The following is a 12,278-nucleotide window of genomic DNA, read 5'->3' on the forward strand; positions in this document are numbered from 1 at the left end:
TTATGGCGATCAAGATATTAAGCGTAGACGACGAACAGGATCTGGAAGCGTTGCTAACCCAATATTTCCGTCGGAAGATCCGTAAGGGAGAGTATGAGTTCTCCTTTGCCCATAATGGTTTGGAGGCGTTGAGGATGATGTTGGACCATCCGGACTTTGATATCATATTGAGCGATATCAATATGCCGGAGATGGATGGCTTGACATTGCTGACGAAGATTAACGAGATGCGTAACCCGGCCTTGAAATGTATCATCGTATCGGCTTACGGGGATATGGAGAATATTCGTACCGCCATGAACCATGGTGCTTTCGACTTCGCTACCAAGCCGATCGATATGGAGGATCTGGAACGTACGATCGAGAAGGCGGTCGAGCAGATTTCTTTTATCAAGGAGGCCCAAAAGGAACATCATCAGCTAGAGGAGATACAATATGACTTGAACGTGGCACGTGAGATACAGCAATCGATTTTGCCGAAGCAGTTCCCTCCGTTCCCGCAATATAAGCAATTCGATCTTTATGCGACCATGAGTGCGGCGAAAGCCGTGGGGGGTGATTTCTATGATTTCTTCTTGGTGGACGATAATCATCTGGGTTTTACGATCGCTGACGTGTCGGATAAGGGGATTCCCGCCGCTATTTTCATGGCGATCAGCCGTACGGTGATCCGTGCTACGGCGCTTAGGCAGCTTTCCCCGGCGGTCTGCATGAAGGAATCGAATGATCTATTGTGCCGTGAGAGTGTCAATGGGATGTTTGTCACTACTTTTTATGCGATCTTGAATATCCATACGGGCGACGTGGTTTATTGCAATGGGGGGCATAATCGTCCGGTTTGGATTCGTAAGAACGATAAGGTATCTCTTTTGCCGATGACTGGTGGGATGGCCTTGGGAGTCGTGCCGGGATTAGCTTATAAAGAACAATCCTTGAAACTGGAGGCGGGAGACAGCTTGTTCCTCTATACGGATGGAATCAGTGAGGCGATGAACCTGAGGAATGAGCAATATGGAGATATCCGTTTGGTAGAGGCTTGTAGCTCCGTGAAGAACCAATCCCCCAAATCCATGATCGAAGGTATATCCGAATCCGTCCAATCATTCGTGAACGGCGCTACGCAGAGCGATGATATTACGATGTTGGCGCTGACTTATAAAGGATAATCATCTGGATAAAGGTAATTTCTTAAAGTTTACTTATATGAAAAAAGCATTTTCTGTATTTTTATCATTTTGCCTGTGTACTATTACCATGCTAGGCTTTACCGCTTGCGGTGATGATGAGCATGAGCATGAGGATAAGCATGAGCATGGGCGAAGGACGGATCTAGTTGATGAGTTTGGTCGTATTCGTTGGGACGATCGGGTGAATCTATGGGCCATCGTTTGCTCCAAGCCGATCGATTTTGTGGGTAATTACTATGTGGAAGATATGCCGAAGGCTTATCAGCAAGAGGGATTGGAGGTTCGGTTCAGTGGAGAGGCATACTCCTTGGAAGACGGGAAGATCCCTCCGGCTATACTGACCGAGGAGTTCTTCTGTCTGCATAACTATACGATTACTCCGGTGGAAGATTGATAGCCAAAGAAACATAAATTCATTGTATATCTTGTAGAGACGGGGCATGCCCCGTCTCTACAAATTACGATGGGCAATGTTAGGTGCTAAGAATGCCCATTATAAGCACTTTATAATGCCCATTGTAAGCCTTTAACGATGCCTATTATGACGAGCTTACGTTATAGGTTGTAAATGAGCATTATACGAATAAACGCTATATCAATAACAACTAACTTCATAAATGCATAAAGTCGAGTTACTTGTACTTCTAGAATTTATTTGGGTGCGGGTGCTCTGTCTTCTTAATGGTTGTACATATCCTTATTATAAAAATCCAGCACCTTGATCGCCATATCGTAGGCCGCTTGTGCCGGGCTTTCCGGATTGATCTCTATCGCTTGCAGGTAGCTGTTGAGGGCTAGGCGTACGTTGCCTAGTTTATAATGAGCTTTTCCGAGGAGAAACCAAGCCTCGTCGGATCTCGGTTGCTCCGTGAGGTAAGCGTCCAAGAGCCGGATCGCTTCTTCTAGTTTATTCTCTGAAATAAGTCGCTTTATCTCTTCCATATTTTTGAATAGCTTTTTGATTTTGTCCCGCGAAGGTAAATAGAAACGCATGACTATATATATAATGTATAGGAAAAAACGCTTTTTTAGTGATCGATATACTGCGTACGTTAATTATTTGTGTAAGTTTGCACCCGATTTCTAACCAGCAAAAAATAGATATGCAAAAGAATTTGGTAATAGTGGAGTCACCAGCCAAGGCAAAAACCATCGAGAAGTTCCTCGGAAAGGACTATAAGGTTATGTCTAGCTATGGTCATATCCGCGACTTGAAAACGAAAGATTTCAGTATAGACCTCGAACACAATTATGCCCCGGAATACGTGATTCCCTCAGATAAGAAGAAACTCGTGACCGAATTGAAGAACGAAGCCAAGAAAGCCGAGCAGGTTTGGTTGGCTTCCGATGAGGACCGGGAGGGAGAGGCCATCTCTTGGCATTTATATGAGGTATTAGGATTGAAACCTGAGAATACGAAACGTATCGTTTTTCATGAAATTACCAAGAACGCTATATTACATGCGATTGAGACGCCGAGAGATATCAATATCGATTTGGTGAACGCGCAGCAAGCCCGTCGTATCTTAGACCGTATCGTGGGTTTCGAGCTATCCCCCATTCTTTGGCGTAAGGTGAAGCCGGCTTTATCCGCGGGGCGCGTGCAATCGGTTGCCGTACGTCTGATCGTAGAGCGGGAGCGAGAGATCAACGAGTTTGTCTCGGAGGCCGCCTACCGTGTGATCGCTAGCTTTATCTTGCCGGATGGTACGACAATCCTCAAGGCGGAGCTGAACCGTCGTTTGAAAGATAAGGAAGAGGTGGAGGCATTCCTTGAATCTTGCAAGGACGCTTCTTTCACGATCGATGATATCTCGAAAAAGCCGGTGCGTAAAACACCAGCCCCTCCTTTTACGACATCTACCTTGCAGCAGGAGGCCGCCCGTAAGTTGGGTTATTCGGTCTCGCAGACCATGATGATCGCCCAACGCCTGTATGAGTCCGGATTGATCACGTATATGCGTACTGACTCCGTGAACTTAAGTGATTTGGCTTTGGGGACGGCAAAAGAGGCTATCTTGGATACCTACGGTGAGAAATATTATAAATTCCGTCAATATCATACCAAGAGCAAGGGAGCGCAAGAAGCGCACGAGGCGATTCGTCCGACCTATATCAGCAATGATGAGATAAGCGGGACCGCTCAGGAAAAGAGATTATACGAATTGATCCGCAAACGTACGATCGCTTGCCAGATGGCGGACGCCGAGTTGGAGCGTACGACGATCTCCGTAGGCATCGGCGGCAAGAAAGAGAAGTTCGTGGCTACCGGTGAGGTCATTACTTTTGACGGTTTCCTTCAGGTGTACCGCGAGAGTTTTGATGACGAGAATGAGAAGGAACAGGAAAACGGCCTTCTTCCTCCGGTTACCTTGAACGAGGTATTGAGTATGAAGGATATCGTCGCTACCGAACGTTTCACGCAACGTCCTCCCCGCTATACGGAAGCAAGTTTGGTTCGCCGTTTGGAGGAATTGGGAATCGGTCGTCCTTCTACCTATGCTCCTACGATCCAGACGATCCAGAATCGAGAGTATGTCGTGAAAGGGGATAAGGAAGGAACGGAGCGTACTTATAATATCATAACCTTGGCTCAGCATACGATCAAGGAAGTCCAAAAGACGGAGATCGTAGGAGCGGACCGGAATAAGTTGATGCCAACCGATATCGGTACGGTCGTGAATGATTTCTTGATGGAGTATTTCCCGGGCGTTATGGATTATAACTTCACGGCGAGCGTAGAGAAGGAATTCGATGCCGTAGCGGAAGGCGAGATGGTATGGACGGACGCGATCGATAAATTCTATAAACTATTCCATCCGATCGTGGAAGAGGCAGCCTCTGTCCGTACGGAGCATAAAGTGGGTGAGCGTGAATTGGGTATCGATCCGAAGAGCGGCAAACCTGTTTTCGTGAAGATCGGTCGTTATGGCCCAGTCGTACAGATCGGGCAGGCGCACCCAGAGGATAAAGAGGCTCCTAAACCTCAGTTCGCAACCTTGATGAAGGGGCAATCTATCGAGACGATTACTTTGGAAGAAGCCTTGAAATTGTTTGATCTACCCCGTACGATCGGTGAATATGAAGGTAAGGTCATGGTTGCCGCTGTCGGACGTTTTGGCCCGTTTATCCGTCATGACGGAAAGTTCGTATCCATACCGAAGGGCTTGAATCCTTTGTCGATAACAGCCGAGGAAGCTATCGAGTTGATCGAGGCAAAAAAACAAAAAGATGAGCAACGATTTATCAAGAAGTTCGATGAGGATCCGGAAATGGAGATCTTGAATGGTCGCTTCGGCCCTTATATCTCTTATAAGAAAAAGAATTACAGAATTCCTAAGACGATAGAGAAACCGGAGAACTTGACCTTGGAGGAATGCCAGAAGATAATCGCCGAGGCGGGAGAAAAACCTGCTGCGACGAAGAAACGTACGACACGGAAAAAGGCTTGATTATAGGCTCTAAAAATTCATAGTTATGATTTACTAAACTCATAACTATGAATTTTTCAAAACATAACTATGATTTTTTTAGACATCGATGCCCGTAAATTCTTTTAACGCATATCCGATCAAGAAGCTTAATGCGGCCACGCTAAAACTAAGTACTGCCATCTCAGTAAAACGCTTCCGGAAACTCTCGCTTCTCGCTATGGAATAATAATAGTTGAAAAGGGCGATGATACTCAACGCTATGATGAGCATAAGCCCTAAAGCCATTAATACGTTCGATATAAAGATAAATGGAGCGACCAAGGCGACTACCGTAAAGATATAAGCTATTCCCGTATAGATCGATGCCTTAACAGGATGTTTCCCGTTTTCATTTCCATTCTCGGACTTGGTAGATAGATATTCGGAGGAAGCCATGGATAATGCGGCGGCTATTCCAGTGATGCTTCCGGTCAACGCTATTAATTTAGAGTCGCTCAAGGCAAGGGTAAAGCCTGCTAAAGCACCTGTAAATTCTACCAAAGCGTCATTTAGCCCCAGTACGACAGAACCCATATATTCCAACCGTTCCTCATTGATCAAGGCGATCAACCTCTGCTCATGCTCATCCTCGTCACGTGCGATTTGTTGCAAATCCGGATACTCATCATAAGAGGCGTAATCATTCTTGGCGCTTTCCTCGCTACCTTCCATTAGCTTAATGGCGAAAGTAATCCCCAAGATACGTGCCAACCAGTAGTATTTGGTGACGCGTAATTTATTCGGGGAGATCTCTTGCCCCGTATACTTTTTCAGGATCGTATAATGTCCTTTCTCGTCATTCGCTATCTGTAGTAATACTTCCTTGTTGCTTGGATCTTTCTCGATAGCGGCGAGTTGCGTATAGAGAAGGCTCTCCGTGATTTCATTTTGTTGAAATCGAAGGAGAGCCTTTCTTGTTTTCTCGTTTATGTTCATCTTCTATCGTTACATTCTTTCCGGAACCTCGATGCCTAATAAATCCATACCGGATTTCACGATCTTAGCTACATTGGCGGATAAGACTAAACGGAAGTTCTTCAATTCCGGATTCTCTTCGCGAAGGATGGAGAAATCGTGATAGAATTGATTGTATTCCTTTACCAGATCATAAATATAGTTGGCGACACAGGCCGGGCTGTATAGCTTACCTGCCTCTTTCACGATCTCCGCATAATCGGCGATCATTTGGATCAGGTTCTCTTCTTTCTCGGAAATGGCGAAAGTAAGCGGTAACTGCTCCGGTAATACGATGCCCTGTTCCGCCGCTTTGCGCAATACGGAACGGATACGGGCGTAGGTATATTGGATGAATGGTCCCGTATTCCCATTGAAGTCGATAGACTCTTTCGGGTTGAACGTCATATTCTTGCGAGGGTCTACCTTTAATATGAAATATTTCAAGGAGCCAAGACCTACGATTCGGGCGATATTCTCAGCCTCTTCCGGAGTCATCTCGTCCAATTTCCCTAATTCTTGGGAAATCTCACGTGCGGTACTGATCATCTCGGCCATCAAATCATCGGCATCTACGACCGTTCCCTCACGGCTCTTCATCTTACCTTCCGGTAGCTCTACCATTCCGTAGGAGAAGTGGACCAATCCTTTGCCGAACTCGAAGCCTAACTTATCCAATAAGATCGATAATACTTGGAAGTGATAATTCTGCTCGTTCCCTACCACATAGATCATCTTATTGATCGGGTAATCATCGAAGCGCAGCTTGGCGGTACCGATATCCTGCGTCATATAGACGGAAGTTCCATCCGCACGAAGCAATAATTTTTCATCCAGCCCGTCTTTCGTCAAATCAGCCCATACGGAGCCGTCTTCACGGCGATAGAAAATCCCTTTCTCTAGGCCTTCCATCACCTTGCCTTTTCCTTCCAGATACGTTTGAGACTCGTAATAAATCTTATCGAAATCTACGCCCATCATCTTATAAGTCTCGTTGAACCCGGCGTATACCCAATTATTCATCATTTCCCAAAGCGCACGCACCTCTTTGTCTCCGGCTTCCCATTTACGAAGCATCTCACGGGCTTCCGCCATCAAGGTGGATTGAGCCTCGGCTTCTTCCTTGGTAAGGCCTTTCGCTTCTAACGCATGGGTCTCCTCTTTTAATTTGTTGCTAAATAATACGTAAAAGTCACCGATCAGATGGTCGCCCTTTTTTCCGGTAGACTCTGGGGTAGCTCCATTTCCCCATTTCTGCCAAGCCAACATGGATTTACAGATATGGATACCACGATCGTTTACGATATTCGTCTTTACGATCTGGTTACCGTTCGCTTTCATGATCTTCGATAAGCTGTATCCTAATAAGTTATTGCGGACATGGCCCAAGTGAAGCGGTTTATTTGTATTGGGAGAAGAATATTCGATCATAACCAAAGGCGACTGCTCGGTAACCGGAATGATACCGTAAGCGGGCTGCTTATTGATCGAGTTTAGTAAATCGATCCAGCAAGAGCAAGCGACCGTCAGGTTAAGGAATCCTTTGATTACATTGAATTCAGCTACCGCTGGCTCGTTTCTCAACAAGTACTCACCGATTTCCTGAGCGGTCTGCTCCGGAGATTTCTTCGACATGCGAAGGAATGGGAATACGACTAGGGTCAAGTGCCCCTTGAATTCTTTTTTCGTTTTTTGTAACTGCACTTGGCTAGCGGTGACATCCGCTCCGTACAGCTCTTTGATGCCGGCTATGATAGCTCCGGTAATCTGTTGTTCGATAACCATATTCGTCTAACTATAATTCGGATTTTATTTGCACGCGAAGGTACACAAAAAAAGGATACAATTTGCATCGTATCCTTCTTCTATAGAGAATAATGGTGTTTCTTATTTGATTAGCTCGTTCAATTCAGCACCAGCCTTGAACTTCACGGCCTTGCGAGCTGCGATTTCAATGGTTTCTTTAGTTTTCGGGTTAACACCTTTACGAGCGGCCTTCTCTGACACAGAGAATGAACCGAAGCCAAGTAGAGCGACTTTACCGCCTTCTTTTAATTCGTTAGAAACTGTGTCAACAAAAGCTTCTACTGCCTTTTTAGCATCCACTTTGCTGAGACCTGATTTTTCAGCGACTGCACTAATAAATTCTGATTTGTTCATGATGGTTTGACTGTTAATATATTAAACAAAACTATGATAACCGATAGACGGCTCCAAATGTAGTTTTATTTTGAAATATCACAAAAGAAAAACCTACTTTTTTTACCGATTTACATATGTTTTAGTATTATTATGGGCAAAAACGGCTAAAATATATTTACCTTTGCCGCTAAATTAACGTAGTATATGATGAATCAGACAAATTCGGGGTTCTTGAATAGTATCCCGCCGGTAACGAAAAATCTTATCATTATAAACTTGCTATTTTGGGTAGCCAGCCTTGCACTGCCGAAAGTCGGCATCGATTTGGTGGATTTATTAGGGCTTCACTTCCCGGGTGCTACCGACTTCAAGGCTTATCAGATCGTTTCTTATATGTTCATGCACGATACCCATTCGTTCGCGCATGTGTTTTTTAATATGTTCGCCGTTTATATGTTCGGCCGGGTATTGGAGAACGTATGGGGCCCCAAACGTTTCTTGATTTTTTACTTCGTGACGGGTATAGGCGCCGGTTTGGTACAAGAGGTGGTATGGTTCTTTAATTTGCGGGATGTGATCTTCGCTAGCCAAGACATGATAAACTTGAATGGAGCCCAGATTATCAGCAAAAGCGAGTTCTTGAATTATTTCGTGACCATTGGCGCTTCGGGTGCCGTATTCGGAATCTTGTTGGCATTCGCGATGATCTTCCCGAATGTTCCTTTGTACTTGATGTTCATACCGATCCCGATTAAAGCCAAATATTTCGTAATATTTTATGGTCTTGCCGAACTATTTATGGGTGTGGCTAGTTTTGGTGGCGATACGGTAGCGCATTTCGCTCATTTGGGGGGTATGTTATTCGGTTATTTCCTAATTCGTTATTGGAAAAAGAAAGATGCAGACAATGGACGGTATTTTTACTAATTTGAAGCGTATGTTTCAGTCGGGTAATATCCTGTCGAAACTGATATATATAAATGTAGGCTTGTTTATCTTGATACGTTTGGCCAGCGTATTGTTTATGCTCTTTAATGTGCAAGGGGTACCTTTTTTGCAGTATTTGCAGTTACCGGCTTCTCCGGAACTTTTGCTCTTCCGTCCGTGGACGTTGTTTACTTATATGTTCACTCATTTTGACTTCTTGCATATCTTGTTCAATATGCTTTGGTTGTATTGGTTCGGGGGATTGTTCTTGAATTTCTTCAATGAGCGGCAGTTGGGAGGCTTGTATATATTGGGAGGTCTTGCGGGTGCGATATTGTTTGTCCTTGCTTATAATATTTTCCCTTATTTCCAGAACGTGGCTTCTTTTAGCTATTTGATGGGGGCTTCGGCATCTGTTATGGCGATCGTTTTCGCCGTGTCGTTTTACCGGAAGGATTTGGAGATTAATTTATTCTTGATCGGAAGGATCAAATTAATTTATTTGGCTATCTTTACGCTGGTGATCGATTTGTTGGCGATGACTTCTGATAATGCGGGAGGACATATCGCCCATATCGGCGGGGCTTTGTTTGGTATGTGGTTCGCTTCCCGTATTCGTAATGGAAAGGACTTGACCGCTCCAATGAATCGGTTGATCGACTGGTTCGTGAATTTGGGCAAACGGAAACCGAAGATGCGTGTGACTTATAAACGTAACGAAACGGATTATGAGTATAACGCACGCAAACATCAGGAGTCGGTGGATCTAGATACTATACTGGATAAATTGAAACGTTCCGGTTATGAGAGCCTTTCCGCTGAAGAGAAAAAGCGACTTTTCGACGCCAGTAAGAAATAACAGATACTTATGAAAACTCTACGGATTTTTCTTCAATTCTTATTTGTCGTAGCGAATGTGGTGGCTGTCGTGTTGTTGATAGTCTCGGCTTACTCGGATCGGGTGTCTCCTGAGACGAGTATGACGTTATCTTATCTGGGATTAGCCTTTCCAGTCTTATGTGTAGTCAATCTTTGCTTTATTATCTATTGGCTGTTCTTATGGGAATGGAAGTTCTTATTGATCGGCATATTCTCCTTCTTGTTATGTTGGGGTCCCGTGAAACGCTATTTTCCGTTTCACTCGCATAAGGATGTCCCTCGGGAAGAGGTACTGAAGGTGCTGACTTATAATGTGATGGCTTTTGGGTACAAGAATCATACGAAGATAGCTCCGAACAAGATTATCCAATATATCGCTAACTCGGACGCGGATATTGTTTGTTTGCAGGAATATGCCACGGCTAAATCAGAGAAGAGCCTTACTGCCTCTAAGATCTATGATGCGTTGAGCATGTATCCTTATCGTTCTGTATTTTATCAAAGCTCCACGAAATTCCAGAGTTTCGGCATCGCTGTGTTCTCCAAATATCCGCTGTCGAATTCCCGGATGGTGAAATACGATTCGGATTATAACGGCTCTTCCGTACATGAAGTGAACATCAAGGGAAAGAAGTTGACCTTGATTAATAACCATTTGGAATCGTTTAAACTGACGATGGAGGATCGGACCCGTTATTCATCCCTTATAAAGAGCTTTAGCTCGGATGGGTTGGACGATTTGAAAGGAGCGTTCGAGCAAAAGCTAGGACCTGCTTTCCGGATTCGGGCTAAGCAAGCGGAAGCGGTATCAAAAGAGATTAAGAACGCGAAAGGAGATTATGTCTTGGTATGCGGTGACTTTAATGATACGCCTATTTCTTATGCGCACCGTACGATCCAAGGGGATTTGATGGATGCCTTTGCCGAGTCTGGCCGGGGAATGGGTATTACCTATAATCAAAATTTCTTCTGGTTCCGTATCGATAATATCCTGCATTCCCCGAACATGACCTCTATGAATTGTTCCGTGGATAAGGTCGCTTATTCAGACCACTACCCGTTATGGTGTTATTTGAAACTTGAATAAAAGGGTTTCATCACTCGGATTCTGCGTTCTGCGCAGCGTCAAATACGTCGGCGAACAAGTTCTCGACAAAGAAGAAGGTAGCGTTACAGAATAGCTTAGGATCTTTGATCAGCGCTATCGTATTGCTATCCCCATTATTGGCGATCACATCTTCCGCTTTATAGGTCTTGTACTTTTTATCGTTTAGCGGATCATATTGATATACGATATCGCTTGCCTCGATCGTGTATCGGTTGTCGAAGCAGGTGATACGCATTTTATATTTAATGATAGTCTTGTCTGTATCATTCAACAATAATTCAACCTTAGAGCTTACGAAGATGGTCCCTTTGTTCTTGTTCGAGTTTACGTTGGATAAGAAGACATCTTTTCCATAAGATTTCTTAGCCCATGCGTTAATAGCGTTGAATATTTCTAGTTTAGAGGTATTCTCGATCTCTACATCATCACTATAGCATACCTTCCCGTTTTTCATGGGGGCGCATTCGTCTACCTCGCCTTTATGCCCCTGCGCCATGACTAGCACAGGGAACATCATATATATTAATAATAGAATCTTTTTCATAAATGCAACTCTCTTTTTCGTTATTTGATCCATACATTCGTAATCTCGCCGATTAACATCGTTTGCTGTCCTTCGGAGGTCTCGCCTTGTTTACGGCACTCGATAATAATCCATGGCGCATCGGCAGATGTGCCGGGCTTGGAGAAGGATAATCGATATACATCGTTATTGCCAATCGCTTTATAAGCAGGACTATCTTTGGATATGGAGATTGTACTGATCGTTTTACCGAACATATTGCCTATGCCTTTCCATTCAACGTTTGCGTCGGTCGTATTTCCTTTTACGGCTTTGATCTGTAAAGCGTTGTCCGGTAACATTTGGAGGATCGTGCTAGGTATTTTGTCCGCTTGGAACGCTACGAAACCTTCCATCGGTGCCACAGGTCGTGTTTCCCGTTGCGGAGCGGATACTGGTTCTACCGGTGCGGCTGTCAGCAACTGTGCGCCTAATACGTTGGCTGCGCTATCGAACGTCTTATCCGCGAAGTCAATCGTGGCCTTACGGAACTTACCGCTGATACGGTTCAATTTCGTCTTGCTCTTATTCAAGGCATACTCGTCCGTGATCCATTCCTCGGCTAGGTATTTCTCCGGCTCGTTCTGGTAAGACACGTTATATTCATATCGGATGCCCGCAAGTTGCAGGGTACAAGCATGTTCCTTACATTCAATGATAATACGGTATTTCATCATCGCCCGATCGAGGGATAAGGCTGTGCTGGAGAATACTATATATTCTTCTCCGATAATGGCGATCTCGCCTTTTGCCTCATTTTGATAAGCTACTCTACTTTCCTTTGTGTTAAAATTTTCTTGTCCCCATTTTAATAGTTGTTGGTAGATTTGTGCCTTGCTTAAAGAGGGGGCATTAATCTCTCGGGTAAAAACGACTTTACCGTCTGCAACCGGAACGGCCCCTGCCAGATAGTGTTGATCCTCTTGTGCGAATAGCAGGGCGGGGATAAATAACAGAGCGAATAATAACTGTTTCATGGTATATTTTCCTTATTATTTTAGCCCCAAAGATATACATTTGCGTTTGAAATAAACTATGAGCGTGAC

At 44.4% G+C, this 12,278-nt stretch carries 12 protein-coding genes; 6 read left to right on the forward strand and 6 right to left on the reverse strand.

What is annotated here, in order from left to right; translation table 11 throughout:
- The first annotated feature begins 2 nt into the window (after positions 1-2).
- Positions 3-1,166: a PP2C family protein-serine/threonine phosphatase gene (locus CI960_RS01095; protein WP_005859268.1), complete on the forward strand. Its 1,164-nt coding sequence runs from the start codon at positions 3-5 to the stop codon at positions 1,164-1,166.
- 37 nt (positions 1,167-1,203) lie between these two features.
- Positions 1,204-1,581, forward strand: a complete 378-nt coding sequence (locus tag CI960_RS01100) for a hypothetical protein (RefSeq protein WP_005859266.1) — start codon at positions 1,204-1,206, stop codon at positions 1,579-1,581.
- A 284-nt stretch (positions 1,582-1,865) separates the two neighbouring features.
- On the opposite strand, the gene CI960_RS01105 is transcribed toward CI960_RS01100, so the two are convergent.
- Positions 1,866-2,129, reverse strand: coding sequence for a tetratricopeptide repeat protein (locus CI960_RS01105; protein ID WP_005859264.1), 264 nt, complete (start codon positions 2,127-2,129; stop codon positions 1,866-1,868).
- A 161-nt stretch (positions 2,130-2,290) separates the two neighbouring features.
- On the opposite strand from CI960_RS01105, the gene topA reads away from it, so the two are divergent.
- Positions 2,291-4,639 carry a type I DNA topoisomerase gene (topA, locus tag CI960_RS01110; protein ID WP_008772731.1) on the forward strand — a complete coding sequence of 783 codons (2,349 nt, stop codon included), beginning with the start codon at positions 2,291-2,293 and terminating at the stop codon, positions 4,637-4,639.
- Between the two features lie 78 nt (positions 4,640-4,717).
- On the opposite strand, the gene CI960_RS01115 is transcribed toward topA, so the two are convergent.
- The 3 genes from CI960_RS01115 to CI960_RS01125 form a co-directional block, all read right to left on the reverse strand.
- Positions 4,718-5,596 carry a VIT1/CCC1 transporter family protein gene (locus CI960_RS01115; RefSeq protein WP_005859260.1) on the reverse strand — a complete coding sequence of 293 codons (879 nt, stop codon included), beginning with the start codon at positions 5,594-5,596 and terminating at the stop codon, positions 4,718-4,720.
- 9 nt (positions 5,597-5,605) lie between these two features.
- Positions 5,606-7,399: an arginine--tRNA ligase gene (argS, locus tag CI960_RS01120; RefSeq protein ID WP_005859258.1), complete on the reverse strand. Its 1,794-nt coding sequence runs from the start codon at positions 7,397-7,399 to the stop codon at positions 5,606-5,608.
- A gap of 102 nt (positions 7,400-7,501) precedes the next feature.
- A complete protein-coding gene (locus CI960_RS01125) occupies positions 7,502-7,774 on the reverse strand; it encodes an HU family DNA-binding protein (protein ID WP_005859256.1) in 273 nt (90 codons plus the stop codon).
- Positions 7,775-7,960: 186 nt separating this feature from the next.
- Between CI960_RS01125 and CI960_RS01130 the strand changes: the two genes are divergently transcribed.
- Genes CI960_RS01130 through CI960_RS01140 form a run of 3 tightly spaced genes read left to right on the forward strand, consistent with a single transcriptional unit; the run spans position 7,961 to position 10,649 of the window.
- Complete coding sequence (locus CI960_RS01130) at positions 7,961-8,683, forward strand: rhomboid family intramembrane serine protease (protein ID WP_005859254.1); 723 nt, start codon at positions 7,961-7,963, stop codon at positions 8,681-8,683.
- Positions 8,664-9,542 carry a rhomboid family intramembrane serine protease gene (locus CI960_RS01135; RefSeq protein ID WP_012056087.1) on the forward strand — a complete coding sequence of 293 codons (879 nt, stop codon included), beginning with the start codon at positions 8,664-8,666 and terminating at the stop codon, positions 9,540-9,542. Before CI960_RS01130 ends, CI960_RS01135 begins: the two co-directional genes overlap by 20 nt.
- A gap of 9 nt (positions 9,543-9,551) precedes the next feature.
- Positions 9,552-10,649 (forward strand): endonuclease/exonuclease/phosphatase family protein, encoded by a 1,098-nt coding sequence (locus CI960_RS01140; protein ID WP_005859249.1) that lies wholly within the window; start codon positions 9,552-9,554, stop codon positions 10,647-10,649.
- Between the two features lie 10 nt (positions 10,650-10,659).
- Here the strand turns inward: CI960_RS01140 and CI960_RS01145 are convergent, their stop codons facing one another.
- The gene (locus tag CI960_RS01145; protein ID WP_005859247.1) at positions 10,660-11,214 is read right to left on the reverse strand and encodes a DUF4468 domain-containing protein; all 555 of its coding nucleotides are present in this window, start codon (positions 11,212-11,214) and stop codon (positions 10,660-10,662) included.
- Between the two features lie 20 nt (positions 11,215-11,234).
- Entirely contained in the window at positions 11,235-12,209 is a 975-nt protein-coding gene (locus CI960_RS01150) for a DUF4468 domain-containing protein (protein WP_005859245.1), read from the reverse strand.
- Between the last annotated feature and the right edge of the window lie 69 nt (positions 12,210-12,278).

This window comes from Parabacteroides sp. CT06 (assembly GCF_002257605.1).
Lineage (GTDB): Bacteria > Bacteroidota > Bacteroidia > Bacteroidales > Tannerellaceae > Parabacteroides > Parabacteroides distasonis.